Raw genomic sequence first — 18,391 nt, 5'->3', positions numbered from 1 at the left:
CCCACGTCGACTGCCCGGGTCACGCCGACTACATCAAGAACATGATCACCGGTGCCGCCCAGATGGACGGCGCCCGCTCAGGGGGCCGGCCGGCCCGGCGCGGGGAAGACGTGACGGTCGAGCAGCGGCGGGCGCGGGGCTACCCCGGGCCCGCCCGCCCGGATCCAGTCGGCGACGGCCTCCGTCGCGGCCGGGTCGTTGACCAGGCCCAGCCAGACCGGCCGGCCGCCGGCCGCCCGGCCTCCGGCGGACGGCCGGACCACGATCACGTTCGCCTGCTCGCACACGTCCAGGCACGCGGAGATTCCCACCGGGGCGGCCTCGCGCAGTCGCGCCGTCTGCGCCGCGTGGTCCGCGCCGGTCACCTTGACCGTGCCGCAGCAGCAGTCCCGGCAGACCACCACCCGGCAGGGCACCGCGCCGGGCGGTTCCGCCGCCCCGCCCCCTGTATCGACTCCCGTGCCGACTCCCGTACCGGCGAGCGTTCCGCCGACGGCTTCGGCCGTTCCGAGGTCCATGAGGTCGGGCACGCCGAACCACCCCTCTCTCCGGGGAGATCCGCCCCGGGCTCCAGCGAGGAGGCGACGCCGTGAGTCTCCTGGCTCCCGGGTCGCAGCTCGTCCCGGCCTTCCCGCCCCTTGCGGGGGCAGTGGCCCGTGCGGGATCCGCTCGCCGGTCACAGTGGCGGGACCGCGCCGGATTTCCACCGGCTTCCTCGTTCCGCCGTCGCCCTGTCGCCGATCATCATCCCATCGGACCGGCCTCTCGCCCAGCCCGCCTCTCGCCCAGCCCGCCTCCGGACCAGCCCGCCTCCGGCCCGGCCGGCCGACGGTACCCGTGCGGCCGGCGACTCAGCCGGTGCCGCCGGCCTGACCACCCGAGGCCGGCGGCGCCGGCGGACGGGCCCGCCCGCCGTCGTGGCCGGACGCCGCCACCGCGACCAGGCCGACCACGACGGCCGCCACCGCCACCCGTCCGAGCGCCCGCACCGCCCAGGCCGGCAGCGACCGGGCCCCGCCCCGCCCCGGCGCACCCAGCCGCTCGGCCCGCCGGGCCGGCCGCAGCAGCCGGACCAGCAGCAGGACGGCGAGCGGGACCTGCAGCAGCCACAGGACCGTGCGCGGCCACTCGCCGAACCACACGTTGGTCCCGTAGAGCAGGGTGTGCCAGACGCTCAGCACGTAGACGACGACCACGAAGCGGTGCAGCCGGCGCCAGGTGTTCGGCCCGATCCGGTGCCGCACGTAGAACAGCAGGCCGAGCGGCACGGCCAGGTAGAGCGCACCCTGCCCGAGCGGGATGGCGGTCCGGCCGGTGCCGGAGTCGTACCAGCCGGGCACGAAGCTGTCGGCGAACCCCGACCAGAGCCGGTCGCCCCACGCCGATCCGGCCTCGTAGCGCACGAGTTCGGCCGCGAACATCAGCGCGTGCGCGAACATCAGGGCCGTCGTTGTCAGGCTCGTCGTGCGGTGCCAGCGCTCCAGGGTCTGCCGGGCGACCGGCAGTCGGACGGGCCGCGGACCGGACAGCAGCAGCCCCAGCACCACCGTCCCCCAGGCCCACAGCAGTCCCGACCAGCCGAACGCCTGGCTCAGCAGGTACATCCAGTACGTGCGCGAGTCGTCCATGAACGGCATGACCGCCACCGTGGCCGAGGTGCCCGCGTCCATCCGGACGTACAGCAGCACGAACACCGCCGCGGTGACGCCGACCGCCGCACTCGCGTCGGGCAGCGCGGCCCGCAGGTCGGCGCGCAGGTCGGTGCGCGGGGCGGCGCGCGGGGCGATGCGTTCGGCGGGCCGCCTCCCGGCGGCGGGCGGGGCGTCCGGAGCGTCGTCCCCCGACGTCGTCTCAGGCAGCATCGTGGACCTTCCGGAACGGCGGGACACCGATTGACGGTGTACAGCGGGCGATGGGTCGAACAAGTGTGGCGGAGGGGTTCCGGCATGCCGAGCCCGTATCCGGCCAGAGTGGCACGTGCACCGGCGGCCTCCCGCCGCGGCGCCCCCACGCTCCGGCCCGCGGACCGATCGCATTCGGACAACCGCCCGCACGTGCCCTGCCACCGGAGCGCGAGCCCCCGTATGCTCATCACCGCAGCCGGTTCGCGCCTCCCGACCGACCGGACTTCGGCGGCGCGACGCAAGAGGGAACCCGGTGGGAAACCGGGACTGTCCCGCAGCGGTGAGTGGGAACGAAAGCCGTCATCAGCACTGGGCCGGGCTCCGCCCCGGCCCGGGAAGCGACGGCCGGTAGGTGTGCGCCGGTCCTTCGGCGTACCGGCCCACGAGTCCGAAGACCTGCCGCTGCGCCCGCACCCCCACGTGCGGGCTGTGCACGGTGACCTCGTGGACTGGGTCGGCGGTACGACGGCTGCGCGGCGTGCGACGACACGCCGTGCCCTCCTCCTCCGGGTCATGACGCGGGGCTCGGAACGAGGAGGAGGACGTGCCCGTGACCGCGCGAGTTCCGCCCGCCCGCACCGGGCGCCGACCGGCCCGCCCACCGGCGGCCCGGGCGGCGCGATGGTGACCCCCACCGGAGGGGCCCGGCCCGCCCCGCCGCCGGGCGGCACGCTCTCCGGTGTCTGCCACGGCACCCTGGGCGAGCTCTACCAGGGACCGCTGCGCGCAGGTCCCCGCCCCGACATCGCGGTGGTGTCGTTCCCCGTCGACCGCCACTCCTGGGTGCACTTCACCCCGGGGACGGACACGTCGGACCCGCTGCCGCTCGGGGCGAAGGCCGCGACGGCCGCCCGGCTGTTCCTGGAGCGCTTCGGGCTGACCCTGCCGCCGGGCCGCTGGTGCGTGCACTCCGAGCTCACCGTCGGGGTGGGCATGGCGAGTTCGACCGCCGACATCGTGGCGACGCTGCGCTGCCTGTTCCGGATCTTCGCGCTGCCGTACGACACCGGGGTGGTGCTCGCCGTGCTGCGCCAGATCGAACGGGCCGACAGCGTCTTCCTCGACGAGTTCGCCCTGCACCTGAGTGGCCGGCACCGGGTGGTGCGGCGGCTGGGCACCGGCATCGGCTTCCACACCGCGTACATCACCGAGCCCGGGACGGTGGACACCGCCGCCGTCACCGACCTGCTGCTCGGGCACTACCGGCGGCACGGCGAGGAGTACCGGCGCTGCCTGACCGACCTGCTGAAGGGATTCGCCGCGGGCGACCAGGCCGCCGTCGCGCGCACGGCCACGGCCAGCGCCGCGCTCTCCCAACAGGTTCTCCCCAAAGCGACGTTCGACGCGCTGCTCGCCCACCGCGAGGAGTTCGGTGCCGACGGGATCTTCGTCGCCCACACCGGTTGCCTGGTCGGCTACCTGCTCCCCGGACGCCCGGACGCCGCGCTCAAGTCGGACCTGTCCGCGTTCTTCCACTCGCTCGGCCACCAGTGTTCCTTCGCCCAAGGAGGCTACAGGTGATCCACCCCCACATCGCCGACGCCCTGAAGGTCCCCGATCTCGTCCGGCTCACCGACGGCCTCGTGCTGGTCCGGTTCGAGTCGATGAAGATCTACTCGGCGCTCGCCGCCGTCCGCCACCTGCTGGAGCGCGGCACCGTCCGCCCCGGGCAGACCCTGGTGGACAGCTCCAGCGGCATCTACGCCTACGCGCTGGCGCTCGCCTGCCACCGGCACCGCATGCGCTGCCACATCGTCGCGTCCACCACCGTCGACGCCACCACCCGCGCCCAGTTGGAGATCCTCGGCGCCACCGTGGAGCAGGTCGTGCCGTCCCGCGACCTCAAACTGGACCAGGAGCTGCGGGTGCGCCGGGTACGCGAGCTGCTCGCCGAACACCCGGACTGGCACTGGATGCGGCAGTACCACGACGACGTCCACTACCTCGGCTACCACGAGGTCGCCGACCGGATCACGGCCGCCTTCCCCGGCGCGGCGCTGACCGTCGTCGGCGGCGTCGGCTCCGGCGCCTCGACCGGCGGGGTGGCGACCCGGCTGCGCGCCTCCGACCCGTCGGTGCGGCTGGTCGGGGTGCAGCCCTTCGGCAGCGTCACCTTCGGCAGCCAGCGGCACCACGACCCGGAGGCGATCATCGCCGGGATCGGCTCCTCCATCGTCTTCGACAACGTCCGCCACCACCTCTACGACGGCATCCACTGGCTGGACTTCACCCACGCCATGGCGGGCACCGTCGCCCTGCTGCGCGACCACGCCGTCTTCGCCGGGCTGTCCACCGGCGCCGGCTACCTGGCCGCGACCTACGAGGCACGCCGCCACCCCGACCGGCTGCACCTGGTGATCGGTGCCGACACCGGCCACCGCTACGTCGAGCGCGTCTTCGCCCGGCACGCCGAAGCCCCCGACCCGGCCGCGTTGAAACCGGTCGAGGTCTCCGCCCCCGAGGAGATGTCCATGCCCTGGTCCACCATGGCCTGGCGGCGCACCGCGTGCCCGCCGCACCCCGGGGAGCGGGCGGCATGAGCATCGTCTGCCTGGAATCGCTCACCTTCGGCCTCGGCCACCTGGTGCGGGCCGCCGACGCGCTCGGCGAGCGGCTGACCCTGCTCACCCGCGACCGCTCCTACTACACCTACGAGTTGGAGCGGCTGCCGGCGGAGGCGCTGGACGTCGTGGAGACCGACACCTTCGACGTGGACGGGCTCACCGCGCTGCTGGAACGCTCCCCCCGGCCACGCGGCCTGATCAGCTCCACCGACACCTGGACGCTGGTCGCCGCCGAACTCGCCGAACGGCTCGGCCTGCCCGGCCTCGACCCGGCCGTGCTGCGGCTGACCCGGGACAAGTCGGCGGTGCGCCGCCGACTGTACGAGGCCGGGCTGACCCGCGGCCGGGCGGTACCGGTCACCGGGGCCGGCCCGGAGGCGGCGGAGGCACTCCTCAAGGAGCCCGGCCTGCCCGCCGTCCTCAAGGACACCGCGGGCACCGGCAGCCAGAACGTCTGGCTGGTGCGCGACCCGGCGGAGCTGGACGCCGTCCTCGCCGAGGCCGCCCGCCGGGAGTTCCGCGGCCGGCTGTTCGCCGAACCGTACTTCGCCGGGCCGGTGTACAGCGCCGAGACGCTCGGCTGGGACGGCCGGACCAGGCTGCTGGGCGTCTCCAGCCGGCTGATGTCCCCCGAGCCGTACTTCCGGGAGGAGATCACGGCGTTCCCGGTGGCGTTCCCGGAGCCGCGCCGGGCCGCGCTGGAGCGGTGGCTCGGCGACGTCCTCGCCGCGGTCGGCTACACCGACCGCTTCGCGCACGTGGAGTTCGTGCTGACCGCCGACGGCCCGGAGATCGTCGAGATCAACCCGCGGATCGGCGGCGCACTGGTCGGCGAGGGCCTGTGCCGCGCGCTCGGCGTCAACGTGTACGAGGCGCTGGTCGAGGCCGCGCTCGGCCGCCGCCCCGCCCTGATGGACGCCGAACCACCCGGCGGCCCGGCCGTCGCCTTCGTCCTCGGCTACCCCGCCGCGCCCGGGGTGTTCACCGGCGTCGCCGGGCTGGAGCGGCTGGCCGGCCTGCCCGGCTCGCCCGCCTGGTACCCGGTCAGGTCGGTGGGCGATCCGGTCGAGCACCTGGCCGACAGCCGCGGCTACGCGGGCATCGTCTACGCGGAGGGCGAGACCGCCGAGCTGGCCACCCACCACGCGGTCGCCGCCGCCAACGCCCTGCGGGTGCTCACCGAGCCGGTCGCGCCGCCCGCGGCCGCCGGCGGGGGCGGCGGGGCCGACGGTGGCTGACCGCACCGCCGGCCCGACGGGGCTGCGGGCCGCGCTCGGCACGCTCGACGGGCCGCTGCGGTTCCTGCTGCTCAGCTCGTTCCTGATCCCGCTCGGCAGCTTCATGGTGCTGCCGTTCATGTCGGTCTTCCTGCACGAGCGGCTCGGCATGGGCCTCGGCACGGTCGGCGTCGTGCTGGCCGCGGCCTCCCTGGTGCAGTTCTCCGGCGGGATCGCGGGCGGCGCGCTGGCCGAGCGGATCGGGTTGCGGCGCACCATGCTGTGGGCGCTCACCGTCCGTACGGCGGGCTTCGCCGGCCTGCTGCTCGCCCTGCGCTGGCCGCCGCTGGCGGTCGGCGCGCTCGTGCTCACGTGCTGCGGCGCCGCGCTGTACCTGCCCGCCAACAAGGCCTACCTGGTGCGGGGCGTCGACGACGCGCGCCGGCCGGCGTTCCTGTCGGCGGGCAACGCCGCCCTCAACGCGGGCATGGCGGTCGGGCCGCTGATCGCCGGGCCGTTCGTGCTCTCCTCGCCCGGCTACCTCTTCCTCGCCGCCACGGCGCTGTTCGCGCTGGTCACCGCCGGCCACGCGGGGCTGCCCGCCGGGGCCGCGCCGCAGCGGGCGCAGGAGCCGGGAGGCGGGCGCGGCCTGCTGGCCGGGATCGCGGTGCTGCCGTTCGCGGCCAACGCGCTCGCCTTCTACCTGTACTTCCACTTCCAGCACTTCCTGGCGATGTACGCGGTCGAGCGGGCCTCGGGCACCTTCTACAGCCTGGTGCTGCTGCTCTGCTTCACGCTGGTCATCGTGGTGCAGCCGCTCGCCTCCGACGCGATCCGGCGGATGCCCTACCCGATCGCCCTGGCGGCCGGCTTCGCCGGGCTCGCCGCGGGGCTGGCCGTGCTCGCCGCCGGCACCCGGCCCGCGCTGCTGGCGGGCGGGGCGCTGATCACCCTGGGCGACATCGTGCTCTTCCTCAAGAACGACCTGGAGGCGCTGGCCCGCAGCCCGCGCTCGGACGCCGTGGTCTTCGGGCAGCAGCGGCTCGGCGCCGGACTCGGCGCCTGCGTGAGCGGCCTCCTCGGCGGACAGCTCTACGGACTCTCCGAACGGGGCGGCCACACCGCGCTGTTCTGGCTGCTGGCCGCCGCGCAGTGCCTGCTGCTGCCCCCGCTGCTGCTCGCGCTGCGCCCCCGCGCCGCCGGACCCCACCCCCCAACCGCACGACGACGAAGGAGCACTGAGGCCGCATGACACGGACGGGCGGGTTCCAGGACGATGACTTCTGGACCGAGTTCCACGACTTCCTGTTCTCCGAGCAGCGCCACACGCAGGCCGAGGAACTGCTCGGCTCCTCCCCGCTGCTGGACTTCCCGGCCGGCTCCCGAGTGCTCGACCTGTGCTGCGGGCCCGGCGTCTTCAGCGTCCCGCTGGCACGGCGCGGCCACGCCGTGACCGGCGTCGACCTCAGCCCGCCGATGCTGGAACGCGCCCGGCGGCTGGCCGACGGGGCCGGCGCCGAGGTGACGTTCGTGCGGGCCGACGCGCGCACGTACGAGGCGCCGGGCGAGTTCGACGTGGTGCTCAACATGTTCACCTCCTTCGGCTACTTCGAGGACCCCGCCGACAACGCCCGGGTGCTGCGCACCATGCACGACAGCCTGACGCCCGGCGGGACGCTCGTCCTCGACCTGGCCGGCAAGGAACTGCTGGCCCGCCGGGTCACCCCGCCGAAGGTGGTGCGGCGCGGCGAGGACCTCGTCGTCCAGACCGACACGGTGCTGGACGACTGGGCGCGGCTGCGCAGCGACTGGGTGATGGTGCGGGGCGAGCGCGTCACCCGTGCCACCCTGGTGTGGTTCGTCTACAGCGCCGTGGAGCTGCGCCGGATGGCCGAGGAGGCGGGGTTCGAACGGATCGAGGTGTTCGGCGGCTTCGACGGCCGCCCGTACGACGAGAACGCCGAGCGCCTGGTGCTGCGGGCGGCCCGCCCGGCGTGACGGCGGGCGGGCGCGTCCACCACCTGCGCCCGTCCCCTGCGCCCCATCCAAGGATCCAGAGGTCACACTGGTGAACATCCGTAAGACGCATGGCGCCCTGCTGAGCCGGCTGCTTCCTGACGACGAACCGGACCGTCTCACGGTGCGACAGGGGCAGTTCCACCACGTGGTCGTCGGTTCGGACCGCGTCGTGTGCCTGCCCCGTACCCGGGCGGCGGCCGCCCGGCTGCCCGAGCGCGTCGCCGCACTGCGCCTGCTCGCCGGGCTCGACCTCGGCGTCCGCACACCCGAACCGCTGTTCCAGGGCGAGGCCCACGGCGCCGACGGACTGCCGTTCCTGGTCCTCACCCGCATCGCCGGGGAACCGCTCCGAGCCGACGCACTCAGCGATCGCCGGGTGGCCGACACCGTGGCGGCGCAGTATGCGACGCTGCTGGGCGGTCTGGCCCGTGCCGGCAACGACGGGGCGGTACGGGCAGCGCTGCCCCGGGTACCGGCGGACCGGTGGAGGCACTTCGCGGAGGATGTGCGCGCGGAGCTGTTCCGGCTCATGTCCGACAGCGGGCGGCTACGGGCCGAGCGAGAGCTCGCAGCACTCGACGACCTTCCCCACCTCACCCGAGCGGTGGTGCATGGTGACCTCGGTGCCGAGAACGTCCTGTGGGAGTGGACGCACGGCCTGCCGCACCTCGCCGGAGTGCTCGACTGGGACGATGTCGCACTCGGCGACCCGGCCGAGGACCTCGCGGCCATCGGCGCCGGCCACGGTGCCGAGTTCCTGGAACGGGTGCTTGCCCCGGGCGGCTCGCCGAACCACGGACTCACCGCCCGCATCGCGGCGATCCGCGACACCTTCGCTCTGCAACAAGCCCTCTACGCCATCCGCGACGGAGACGAAGAAGAACTGGCGGACGGCCTGGCCGACTACCGCTGAGGCACGCCGGCACACCGACCTCATCGGGGCATCGGTCGACCACGCCCCGGTGGACCGGCGGGGCGGTCGGGAGGTCAGGTCGAGGCGTCGGAAGGGCAGCACACGGCGGAGGAAGGCGTCGTTCCAGAAGTCGGCGTCGCCTCGGTGCGGCCGGTCCACAGGTCGTGCCGGAGGACGTCGGTGGCGCGCCCTCGGCGGTCGGCTGGGTACGAGCCGACCGCCGGGCAGGATCCGGGTCAATGCCCCGGACATCGCTGTGACAAGAACCCGCCGACCCGTCGCCTCCGGCGTGAAGCGTTCCGCCCGGCGGACCCGGAACGGCCGTTTCCGGCCACGGCGCGGACGGGACGCGCGGGTGCCGTGGGGCCGGCGGTACCGGTGTGGCGGGGCGCGGGACGGGCGGGACGCAACACGTCCGGAGGGGCGCCCTCCGGGTGCCGCGTGAAGGGCCGGGCGGCGCGTGCCGCAGGCCTGTGCCGCCGCCCGGCGCGCCCCTACGATGTGAGCGCCGTCGGGCCTGACCCCCGACCCCGCCCCTGCCGGCCGACACCGGGCGGCACCGGTCCCCGCCCTGACGGACCGGTCGCCCCGTCGGGCGCCGCGCGCCCGGCTCACCCCGGGCGCGAGCGGAGCAGCGGGGCGGGCAGCACCGCGCAGGCCGCCCGTGACCACCCACACCCAAGGGGTATGCCCATGCACGCCGGCACCGCCGTACCACCGGTCGGACCCGTCCCCACCGTCCGCGCGTTCCGCGCCCTGCTGCTCGTCCTCGCCGTGCTGGCCGCCCTGGTGGGCGTCAGCCTCCCGGCGGCCGGCCCGGCGCACGCCGCCGTGCCCGACCGCTGGGGCTTCGCCTACCTCGACAACCCGGCCCCGCCGCCGGGCTACGTCCCCGACACCACCCGCCAGTGGGGCAGCTGGCCCTCGCCGGCCACCAACCCGGTGCGGGTCGACAAGGTCGGCACCGGCTCCTACGTCGTGCACTTCCCGCTGATCGCCGGCCCGGGCGGCATCGCGCACGTCACCGCCGTCGCCCGCACCGGCTCCTGGTGCCAGGTCCGGGGCTGGGCCACCGCGGGCTCCGGCCAGGACGTCGCCGTCGGCTGCTACCGCACGGGCGGTGCGCCCGAGGACAACCGCTTCACCGTCCTCTACACCACCAGCAGCGGCGTGCCGTCCCCGCCCGCCGGCGGCTACGGCTACGTCTTCGCCAACCCGACCGGGTCGGTGGTCACCCAGTACAACTCGACCGGCGGCACCAACGTCGTCGGCTCCGGGGGCACCGGCATCTGGAAGGTCTGGCTGCCGGGCCTGGGCCAGTCCACCCCGGCCGGCAACCTGGAGGTCACCGCCGTCGACGCGGCCAACGGCGCGCGCTGCAAGGTCGCCGACTGGTCGCCGTCCTCGACCGGCCAGACCGTCATCGTCAACTGCTACAACGCGGGCAACGTCCTGTACAACACCCGCTGGACGCTGAGCTACTCGGAGAAGCGGGCCGTGCACGGGCCGGCCCTGCCGCCCGACTTCTACGGCTACCTCTGGTTCAACGGCGGGCTGCCCGCCACGACCAACTTCAACTCCTCCGGCGCGGTCAACACGCTCGCCGGCTCCGTCCCCTACACCGTCAACCTGCCGAACATCGCCGTCCCCTCGGACACCGCGCAGGTCACCGCCTTCGGCCCCGGCCCGGACCACTGCACCCTGGCCACCCCGTGGAACCGCAGCGCCGGCACGGTGAACCTCTACCCGATCTGCTTCAACGCCTCCGGCTCGCCGGTCCCGTCCCGCTTCTTCACCGCGTACACCTCGGCGTCCTGATCCGCCGGCGGCCGGCCCGGGGCGCACCACCGCCTCGGGCCCGGCCCGCGCCGCGGCCCCCGGTCCGGCTGATGCCGATCCAAAGAACGGGCCGGCCTGTCCCCACGCCATGAGGACGGGCCGGCCGCACCTCGGCGCCGACGGTGCTACTTCTGCCAGCCGATGGTCTCGGGCAGCGGGCTGTGGAAGATGGCGGCACCGACGTTGGCGAGCCCCTTCCGGAGGCCGTAGGTGGAGGGTCCGCTGTAGAGCGGCAGCAGGGAGTACTGCTGAAGGGCCTTCTGCTCGACCTTGTTCACGGCCGCGATCTGCTGGCCGAGGTCGGCGATGTCCCCGGTGGCGCGTATCTCCTGGTCCAGTTCGGGGGTGCCGGCTCCGGTGATGTTCGACTCGCGGTCCGAGCAGTAGAAGTCGCACAGGGACCGCGCGCCGAAGGGGTCCGTCGAGCGGTTGCCGGAGATGAACAGGTCGAAGCGGCGCTCGCTGAGCACCTTGGAGAAGTCGTTCGAGGAGACCTTGTTGACGTTCAGCCGCACGCCGACGGCCTTGAGCATCGCGGTGAACGCTCCGGAGACGGCCTTCTCGACGGGGTCGTCGCCGAGCAGGGTGTAGCCGAGTTCGAGTTCCTTGCCGTCCTTCGCGCGGATGCCGTCGGCCCCGGGCTTCCAGCCGGCCGCGTCCAGGGTCTTCCGTGCCTCCTCCGGGTCGTACTTCAGCACGGCGGAGACGTTGTCCTGGTAGCCCTGCTGGAAGCTGTAGAGCACCGCCGAGCCCGGCAGCGGCTCGCTGTAGTCGAGGCCCTGGAAGCGGATCTTCGTGATCTGCGAGCGGTCGATGCTCTCCTGCACCGCCTTGCGGACCTGGACGTCACCGAGGAACGGGGACTTGGTGTTGAGGTACAGCGAGTACTCGAAGGGGCTGCCACCGCTGCGGACCTCGGCGTCCTTGACGGCCTTCACCTGCTTCAGGTTCTCCGCGTCCCCGACCGGGGCGTAGTCGATCTCGCCGTTCTTGAAGGCGTTGATCGAGGCGGCGCGCTCGAGGTTGACGTAGACGCGCTTGTCGAGCTTGCCCTTGCGGCCCCACCAGTGGGGGTTGCGCACGAAGGTGATGTTGCCGGACTGGGCGTCCCAGGTGCCCACGGTGTACGGTCCGGCGCCCCATTCGGGGTGCGCCGTCTTGACGTACGCCTTGTTGAAGTTCTCGACGGTGGCGGCCTGGGGGTGCAGGAAGGTGGTGAACAGCGCGGACCAGGAGGCGTTGACGCCCTTGAAGGCGATGACCGCCTGCCTGTCGTCCGCGCCCCGGGTGACGGACGTGATGCGGTCGTAGCCGTCGGTGGAGGAGGCCGCGTACTCCTTGTCCGAGCCGTTGTTGGCCTTCCAGGTGGCCTCGATGGCCCGCCAGTCGATCGGGGTGCCGTCGTTGAAGACGGCCTTGGGGTTGATGGTGATGACGACCTTCTGGTCGCCGCCCTCGACGGAGACCTTCACGTCGCTGTAGTAGTCGGGGTTGTACTGGACCTCGCCGGTGGGCGAGTAGGTGATGGCGTCGGCGTTGTACCAGGACCAGATCCGCAGCGCGTTGAGGGTGCCGTTGACGTTGAAGGGGTTGCCCTGCTCGTCGAAGGTGCCCGCGGTGGTGTAGGTGCCGCCGTCCTTGAGGTTCTCGTACGGCTGGGGGTTGTAGTCGGTGACCGAGGACGCGACCCCGGCGGTGTTTCCGGTCTCCTTCCCCGAGGAGTCGCTCGGGGAGGACGAGGAGGCGCAGGCGGTGGCGGCGACCGAGACGGCCGCGACCAGCGCGAGGGGCAGAACGAGCTTACGACGCACGGGATGTCCTTGGTGAGAGGGGAACAACGGGTGAGGAAGGGGGAGCGGGCGTCAGACCGCGTGGCAGGCGTACTGGTGGTCGGAACCGTCCGACGCGCCGACCGTCGGAGGCCGTTCGGTGCGGCAGCGCGTCCGCACGCTCTCGTCGGCCTCCCGGTGGAGCGGGCAGCGGTCGACGAACACGCAGCCCGCCGGCAGCCGGGCGGCGCTGGGCTGCTCGCCCTTGAGGACGATGCGCTCGCGGCGGCGCTCGCGCTCCGGGTCGGGCAGCGGGATCGCCGACAACAGGGCCTTCGTGTACGGGTGCCGCGGCCGGGCGAAGATCTCCTCGGTGGCGCCGGACTCGACGATGTGTCCGAGGTACATCACCGCGATCCGGTCGGAGAAGTGACGCACCACGGCCAGGTCGTGCGCCACCACGAGGTAGGCCAGGCCGAGTTCCCGCTTCAGCCGGACGAGCAGGTTGACGATCCCGGCCTGTACGGAGACGTCCAGGGCGGACAGCGGCTCGTCCAGGACCAGCAGCTTCGGCTCGCGCGCCAGGGCGCGGGCGATGCCGACCCGCTGGCGCTGGCCGCCGGACAGGGCGGCGGGGAAGCGGTCGCCCACGGCGCGGTCCAGGCCCACCAGGTCCAGGAGCCGCGGGACCCGGGACCGCACGGCCGTCCGGTCGGCGCCGGCGGCCTGGAGCGGTTCGGCCAGCAGGTCGAAGACGGTCAGCCGGGGGTCCAGGGCGTCCGTCGGATCCTGGAGGACGATCTGGATCTCGCGCCGCAGTCCCCGCACCTGGGCGGCCGAGCGCAGCGTCGCGACATCGGTGCCGGCCACCTCGATCCGACCGCCCTCGGGGGCGCGCAGGCGCAGCACCTCGCGCAGCGTGGTGGTCTTGCCGCTGCCGGATTCCCCCACCAGGGCGAGGGTTTCGCCCGCGCGCAGCTCGAAGCCGACGCGGTTGACGGCGTGCAGAATGCCCACCCGGCGTTTGAGGAGGGTGCCCTTGGTGACGGGGAACGTCCTGACCAGGTCCTCGACGCGCAGGACCACGTCGCCGACGGTCCGTTCCGCGGCGCGGGCCGGCGGTGGGGGAGTGGCGTCCCCGGCCGGGTCCAGGCTGCCGTCGGCGATCTCCTGCGCGCGGTGGCAGGCGACGCGGCCGGGCCGCCCGGCGGGTGCGGCCAGATCCGGTTCGGTGGTCCGGCAGAGGTCCCGGGCCACCGCGCAGCGCGGCGCGAAGGCGCAGCCGTCGGGCAGGCCGACCAGGGAGGGCGGCTCACCGCCGATCGGGATCAGAGGCCGTTCGACGCCGCTGTCCACGGTGGGAACGCCGGCCAGCAGCCGGGCGGTGTAGGGCATGGTGGGACGGCCGAAGAGCTCGTCGACGCCCGCGTGCTCGACGATCCGTCCGGCGTACATGACGGCGACGTCGTCGGCGTAGCCGGCCACCACGCCCAGGTCGTGGGTGATCAGGACGAGACCGGCGCCGGTCTCGCGCTGGGCCAGCCGCAGCACGTCGAGGATCTGGGCCTGGACGGTGACGTCGAGCGCGGTGGTGGGCTCGTCGGCGACGAGGACCGAGGGCTTGTTGGCGATGGCCAGGGCGATGACGACGCGTTGGCGCATGCCGCCGGAGAACTCGTGCGGGAACGCCTTGGCGCGTTCGCGCGGGTCGGGGATGCCGACCAGGTCCAGCAGTTCCACCGCCTGTTCCCAGGCGTCCTTCCTGGACAGGTCCCGGTGCACGCGCAGGGCCTGGGAGAGCAGCCGGCCGACGCTGAAGATGGGCGTCAGCGCGGACATCGGGTCCTGGAAGACCATGCCGATGTCCTTGCCGCGGACCCGGGAGAGTTCCGTGTCGTCCATCGCCGCCAGGTCACGGCCGCCCAGCAGGATCCGGCCGCCGAGCCGCGCGGTGGGCGGCAGCAGGCCTATGACGGCGAGGGCGGTGGCCGACTTGCCGGAGCCGGACTCACCGACGATGCCCAGGGTGCGCCCGGGCAGGAGGTCGAAGTCGACGCCGCGCACGGCTTCCACCGGTCCGGCCTCGGAGGGGAAGGAGACGCGCAGGTCGCGTACGGACAGGACGGGTGCGGGCCGGGCCGGCCCGGCCTCGGGCCCGGTACGGCGGGCGGGTGCGAGGGTCATCGTCGGCCTCCTGCCGCGCCGGTGGTGGACGTGGGGTCGAGGGCGTCGCGCAGGCCGTCGCCGACGAAGGTCATCGAGACGGTGAGCAGCACGGTCAGCCCGGCGGGGAAGGCGAAGAGCCAGGGGGCGCTGGTGATGGTGCCCGCGCCGTCGGCGAGCATGGTGCCCAGCGAGACGTCCGGGGTCTGCACGCCGAAGCCGAGGAAGGACAGGGCGGTCTCGCTGAGGACGGTGGAGACCACGCCCAGGGTGAGGTTGACGATGAGCAGGGAACCCAGGTTGGGGATGATGTGGCGCAGGACGACGCGCAGGGGGCGCACGCCCATGAACTCCGCGGCGAGCACGTAGTCCCGCTCGCGCAGCGACGTCGACACCGACCAGACCACGCGGGTGGTGGACATCCAGCCGAACACCGTCAGGACGAGGATGAGGACCCGCCAGTCGCCCGCCAGACGGTGCGAGACCAGGGCGAGGACGAGGAAGGAGGGCACGATCAGCAGGAAGTGGATGAGGGCGAGGGTGGCCTTCTCCACCCGGCCCCCGAGGTAGGCGGCGCCCGCGCCCACGACCGCGGAGACGGCGACGGTCAGGACGGAGACGGTCACCGCGATCACCAGGGAGCGCTGGAGACCGTGCACGGCCGAGGCGTAGACGTCGTTGCCGCCCTGGTTGGTGCCGAACCAGTGCTCGGCGCCGGGGGCCTGGGTCAGGGCCGAGAAGTCGGCGTCCGAGAAGTGGTACGGGGTGAACAGCCCGCCGAACGCGCTGAACAGCACGAGCAGCAGGAGGATCACCACACCGGCGACGGCGGTCCGGTTGCGCCGGAAGCGGCGCACGTAGAGGCGGCGCCGGCCGAGGTAGCGCCCGTCGTGCCCGCTGGGCGGCCGCTGGGCGGCCGGCCCGGGGGCGGTGGCGAGGAGGCCGTCGGGGGTCGTGTCGGGACTCACAGGGATGCCCATCTCAGCTCACCCGCACTCTCGGGTCGAGAAGAACGGTGGTGATGTCCGCGAGGATCGCGCCGATCGCGGTCAGGGCGGCGGCGAAGGCGGCGGTCGCCACGGTGCCGTGCACGTCGTTCTTGTTGATGGTCTGGATGAAGTACTGGCCCATGCCGTTCCAGCCGAAGATGGTCTCGGTGAGGACGGCGCCGGTGAAGACGGCCGGGATGCTGAAGGCCACGGACTGGGCGGTGGGGATCAGGGCGGTGCGCAGGGCGTGGCGGCGGATCGCCTGGGCGCGGGTGAGCCCGGTGGCCCGGGCGGTGCGCACGAAGTCGGAGCCGATCACGTCCAGCAGCAGGGAGCGCTGGGTGAGGTGGTAGCCCACGTACCCCGTCAGGGTGAGCGTCAGCGTCGGCAGGATCAGGTGTGCCAGCCGGTCGCCGAGGGTCGCCCAGAAGCCCTCCACGTCGGGCGACTTCTCGCCCGCGACGTACAGGAAGTGCCAGCCCGCCTGTTCGTTCAGCCGGATCGCGAGCAGGACCAGGGCGAGTGCGGCGATGGACACCGGGACGTTGAAGAGCGCCATGGACAGGGCCTGGGCGGCCCGGTCCCGCCAGCCGTACTGGCGCGAGGCGGTGTGGACGGCGAGCGCGACACCGACGACGACGGACAGGACGGTCGCGCCGATCACCAACTGGGCGCTGACGAGGGAGCGGTAGCCGATCTCCCCGTTGACCTCCACCCCGACCGGGGAGCGTCCCCAGTCGAAGCGCAGGACCACCCCGGTGAGCCAGTCCCACCAGCGGTGGAGCAGCGGCTCGTGCGGGTCGAGGTTGTAGGGGGCCAGGGCCCGGGAGATCTGCTCGTCGGTGCGGACCGGGCGCAGTTCCTTGAAGTTCGACCGCGGGTCGAGGAACGAACTGGCGAGGAAGTACGTGGCGTTGGTGGCCACCGCGATCACCAGGAACCAGCCCGCCGCCCTGCGTGTCACGTACCGGAGCACGGATGCCACCTCCCCACGGGAGAGGGCGGGTGGGACGGGGAAGCGCCGGGTCTGGCGGAGCTGAGCATGGGGGTGGAACTCTTTCGGTCCAGGGGGGTGCTTGCACTGTGGTGCAGAGGCCAAGTCTGTGTGCGAGCGACACGTGGCACCAGTGGTCCAGAGGTTTGGACACGAAGACGAAACACCCCCGAAGCAGGCGGACGTGTTCGCGTCACATCTCCGTCAATTCGCAGGTGGGAGCGGGTGCGACGGCTGCTTGGGCCTCCCGTCGGTGACGGGCCGTCGCCGTGTTGGCGTGGTGGGGATACGGCCTTCTCGGTCTTCGGCAGGCCGTTCTGGCAGGCCGGGCCGCATTCCGCCTCGCAGCCACCTCCTGCGGATCCGCGGACGACCGCGGACGCGGGCCTCAGACGCCGCCGCCGCAGCCCCCTCCGCCGCAGCCCCCTCCGCCGCAGCCCCCTCCGCCGCCCATCCCGCAGGCGCCGACGCCCCCGTCCCGGCCCGTGTGGCGTGCGGGTGCGGGTGCGGGTGCGGGTTCGGGTTCGGGGGCGAGTGATCGCTCCCATCGGCGGGTGATCGCCCGAGTCCAGTCGCCGTTCTGGCAGACCCTCAGGTCGTGGTCCTCGGGCAGGGCTGACAGTCCGTGGGCGGCCACGGCCGCGGAGCCGTGCTTCCAGCGGTCGGCCGCCTGTGCCTCGGCGAGGACCCGGGCGCCGGTACTGGTGAGGCGGCGCCACTTCGGGAACGACACGGAACGCACCCCGCCGGCGAGCGCCACCAGCGCGGTGAAGGCCGCCGCCGGGATGCGCCAGTCCTCGCCGCGCACCAGCGTCCACCCCAGGGCTGCCACGCCCGCCAGGACGACCGTGGCGTTCGCCCATCCCATCCGAGTGCATGCCTTCAACGCCTGCTGGCGCAGCGCCCCGTCCACGAGCAGTCCCGTGGCCGCCAGTCGCTCGCGCAGTGCCCGTACCTGCGGACAGCGGGCCACGTCAACGATCAGAGTCCCGAATTCCCACGTACTCTGGGGCCCGAGCCACCGCACGAGTGCCGTCTCGAGGTCGCCCTCGCCGGGAGCCCCGCTCCCGTCGGTGGCTCCGAGCGCCCGGGTGATGGTGATGTCACCGGACCGGGAGGCCACGAGCCGGCCGTCCTCGTGCATCCGTGCCATGAGCAGCACCGCCACGTTGTCGGCCAGGCCCGCGAGTTCGTACGGATCGAGGTCGAACTCCCGCCGGGCCGCCAGCCGGGCGGCCCGGCGCAGCGCCACCCGCGCCTGCCAGCACCGAAGCCCGGCCCGGGCCGGCCACACGGCGGACCCCAGCAGCAGAACCACGACCACCCACACGCCGTCCCCCTTGCCTCGGCGGGTCAACCCAGTGTGGGGATCGCGGAGTCGTTCCTGCAAGCCTAATCAGCTTATGAGGCAGTGGAGTTGTCCATGCCGAGGGCTGCCGATCGCCCTCGCGCCGGCCCGCCGGGGTGAGGGCGACCGTCACGGAGCCGGCCCACCCCGGGGCCTGGTCAGGCTGCGGTGGTTGAGTCACGGCCGGACATGGTCCACACCGTTCTTCGCGGCATCGTTCCGGTCATTCGCAGGATGGGCAGGCCCCCTATGTGCGGCGCCGGCGGTCGGGACCGATCCGGCGGTGCTGCCGGTCGTCGAGGCCGCGGTATCACGTGAGGCCGGTCCGCCCAGGTCAGGGCCCTGAGACCCTGCGCGGTGCCGCGCACTGCGGGCGGCGGGTGAAGGAGTGCAGCCGGTCGACGTCCGTGCAGCCGGCCCGGTCGTACATCCCGTGGGCGGCGGTGCGATCCCGTTCCGGGTCCCCGGCGGGCGCATCCGCACCCTCGCCGCCGACGCCCGGCGCACCCTACGGTTCGGCATCCGGTTCCACGTCGTCGCCCGCGACACGAACGGGCAGGCGTGGGCCGCCGCCGAGCGCCTGCTGACCGGGATCGACCCGGACCACATCGCCCGGGCGCAGGCCCACACCGGCCCCCACCTCGACGCTGTCCACCGTCCTCGACTCCTGGA

Annotated in this window: 15 protein-coding genes, 1 pseudogene and 2 riboswitches; of the genes and pseudogenes, 8 read left to right on the top strand and 8 right to left on the bottom strand. The window is 73.5% G+C overall.

Annotated features, from left to right (window positions below; translation table 11 throughout):
* Window positions 1-74 (top strand): annotated as a pseudogene (locus ABTX81_RS38035) (GTP-binding protein); the annotation flags it as partial.
* Between the two features lie 3 nt (window positions 75-77).
* Here ABTX81_RS38035 and ABTX81_RS38030 read toward each other — a convergent pair.
* Entirely contained in the window at window positions 78-530 is a 453-nt protein-coding gene (locus tag ABTX81_RS38030) for a (2Fe-2S) ferredoxin domain-containing protein (RefSeq protein WP_350555238.1), read from the bottom strand.
* Between the two features lie 41 nt (window positions 531-571).
* Window positions 572-762: riboswitch (cobalamin riboswitch) on the bottom strand.
* Between the two features lie 89 nt (window positions 763-851).
* Window positions 852-1,862 carry a ferric reductase-like transmembrane domain-containing protein gene (locus tag ABTX81_RS38025; protein WP_350555236.1) on the bottom strand — a complete coding sequence of 337 codons (1,011 nt, stop codon included), beginning with the start codon at window positions 1,860-1,862 and terminating at the stop codon, window positions 852-854.
* 221 nt (window positions 1,863-2,083) lie between these two features.
* Window positions 2,084-2,322, top strand: a riboswitch (cobalamin riboswitch).
* A gap of 203 nt (window positions 2,323-2,525) precedes the next feature.
* On the opposite strand from ABTX81_RS38025, the gene ABTX81_RS38020 reads away from it, so the two are divergent.
* From ABTX81_RS38020 to ABTX81_RS37990, 7 genes are all read left to right on the top strand, one after another.
* Complete coding sequence (locus ABTX81_RS38020; protein WP_350555234.1) at window positions 2,526-3,425, top strand: GHMP family kinase ATP-binding protein; 900 nt, start codon at window positions 2,526-2,528, stop codon at window positions 3,423-3,425.
* Window positions 3,422-4,444 (top strand): cysteine synthase family protein, encoded by a 1,023-nt coding sequence (locus ABTX81_RS38015; protein WP_350555232.1) that lies wholly within the window; start codon window positions 3,422-3,424, stop codon window positions 4,442-4,444. Before ABTX81_RS38020 ends, ABTX81_RS38015 begins: the two co-directional genes overlap by 4 nt.
* Window positions 4,441-5,706 (top strand): ATP-grasp domain-containing protein, encoded by a 1,266-nt coding sequence (locus ABTX81_RS38010; RefSeq protein ID WP_350555230.1) that lies wholly within the window; start codon window positions 4,441-4,443, stop codon window positions 5,704-5,706. Before ABTX81_RS38015 ends, ABTX81_RS38010 begins: the two co-directional genes overlap by 4 nt.
* Window positions 5,699-6,937 carry an MFS transporter gene (locus ABTX81_RS38005; RefSeq protein WP_350555228.1) on the top strand — a complete coding sequence of 413 codons (1,239 nt, stop codon included), beginning with the start codon at window positions 5,699-5,701 and terminating at the stop codon, window positions 6,935-6,937. Before ABTX81_RS38010 ends, ABTX81_RS38005 begins: the two co-directional genes overlap by 8 nt.
* The gene (locus tag ABTX81_RS38000) at window positions 6,934-7,683 is read left to right on the top strand and encodes a class I SAM-dependent methyltransferase (RefSeq protein ID WP_350555226.1); all 750 of its coding nucleotides are present in this window, start codon (window positions 6,934-6,936) and stop codon (window positions 7,681-7,683) included. The genes ABTX81_RS38005 and ABTX81_RS38000 overlap by 4 nt, the downstream gene beginning before the upstream one ends.
* Window positions 7,684-7,753: 70 nt before the next feature.
* On the top strand, window positions 7,754-8,617 hold the full coding sequence (locus tag ABTX81_RS37995) for an aminoglycoside phosphotransferase family protein (RefSeq protein ID WP_350555224.1): 864 nt from the start codon (window positions 7,754-7,756) through the stop codon (window positions 8,615-8,617).
* Between the two features lie 693 nt (window positions 8,618-9,310).
* On the top strand, window positions 9,311-10,435 hold the full coding sequence (locus ABTX81_RS37990) for a hypothetical protein (RefSeq protein ID WP_350555222.1): 1,125 nt from the start codon (window positions 9,311-9,313) through the stop codon (window positions 10,433-10,435).
* Between the two features lie 146 nt (window positions 10,436-10,581).
* Here the strand turns inward: ABTX81_RS37990 and ABTX81_RS37985 are convergent, their stop codons facing one another.
* From ABTX81_RS37985 to ABTX81_RS39765, 6 genes are all read right to left on the bottom strand, one after another.
* Window positions 10,582-12,267 carry an ABC transporter family substrate-binding protein gene (locus ABTX81_RS37985; RefSeq protein ID WP_350555220.1) on the bottom strand — a complete coding sequence of 562 codons (1,686 nt, stop codon included), beginning with the start codon at window positions 12,265-12,267 and terminating at the stop codon, window positions 10,582-10,584.
* Window positions 12,268-12,318: 51 nt separating this feature from the next.
* Window positions 12,319-14,409: a dipeptide ABC transporter ATP-binding protein gene (locus ABTX81_RS37980; protein WP_350555218.1), complete on the bottom strand. Its 2,091-nt coding sequence runs from the start codon at window positions 14,407-14,409 to the stop codon at window positions 12,319-12,321.
* Window positions 14,406-15,368 carry an ABC transporter permease gene (locus tag ABTX81_RS37975; protein WP_502892951.1) on the bottom strand — a complete coding sequence of 321 codons (963 nt, stop codon included), beginning with the start codon at window positions 15,366-15,368 and terminating at the stop codon, window positions 14,406-14,408. Before ABTX81_RS37975 ends, ABTX81_RS37980 begins: the two co-directional genes overlap by 4 nt.
* Before the next feature lies 1 nt (window position 15,369).
* Window positions 15,370-16,353 carry an ABC transporter permease gene (locus ABTX81_RS37970; protein ID WP_350555214.1) on the bottom strand — a complete coding sequence of 328 codons (984 nt, stop codon included), beginning with the start codon at window positions 16,351-16,353 and terminating at the stop codon, window positions 15,370-15,372.
* 406 nt (window positions 16,354-16,759) lie between these two features.
* Window positions 16,760-17,701: a TIGR04222 domain-containing membrane protein gene (locus tag ABTX81_RS37965; RefSeq protein WP_350555212.1), complete on the bottom strand. Its 942-nt coding sequence runs from the start codon at window positions 17,699-17,701 to the stop codon at window positions 16,760-16,762.
* Between the two features lie 526 nt (window positions 17,702-18,227).
* Complete coding sequence (locus ABTX81_RS39765) at window positions 18,228-18,374, bottom strand: hypothetical protein (protein WP_502892950.1); 147 nt, start codon at window positions 18,372-18,374, stop codon at window positions 18,228-18,230.
* Window positions 18,375-18,391 lie beyond the last annotated feature (17 nt).

Origin of the sequence: Kitasatospora sp. NPDC097605 (genome assembly GCF_040302725.1) — a bacterium.
GTDB lineage: Bacteria > Actinomycetota > Actinomycetes > Streptomycetales > Streptomycetaceae > Kitasatospora.
The sequence above is the reverse complement of the archived record's forward strand: the minus strand, read 5'-3'. Positions and strand labels throughout refer to the sequence as shown.

Bases quoted from the DNA above. Each gene is read 5' to 3' on its own strand.
- ABTX81_RS38025 (WP_350555236.1), bottom strand. From the start codon at position 1,862: ATGCTGCCTGAGACGACGTCGGGGGACGACGCTCCGGACGCCCCGCCC.
- ABTX81_RS38020 (WP_350555234.1), top strand. From the start codon at position 2,526: ATGGTGACCCCCACCGGAGGGGCCCGGCCCGCCCCGCCGCCGGGCGGC.
- ABTX81_RS38010 (WP_350555230.1), top strand. From the start codon at position 4,441: ATGAGCATCGTCTGCCTGGAATCGCTCACCTTCGGCCTCGGCCACCTG.
- ABTX81_RS38000 (WP_350555226.1), top strand. From the start codon at position 6,934: ATGACACGGACGGGCGGGTTCCAGGACGATGACTTCTGGACCGAGTTC.
- ABTX81_RS37990 (WP_350555222.1), top strand. From the start codon at position 9,311: ATGCACGCCGGCACCGCCGTACCACCGGTCGGACCCGTCCCCACCGTC.
- ABTX81_RS37980 (WP_350555218.1), bottom strand. From the start codon at position 14,409: ATGACCCTCGCACCCGCCCGCCGTACCGGGCCCGAGGCCGGGCCGGCC.
- ABTX81_RS37975 (WP_502892951.1), bottom strand. From the start codon at position 15,368: ATGGGCATCCCTGTGAGTCCCGACACGACCCCCGACGGCCTCCTCGCC.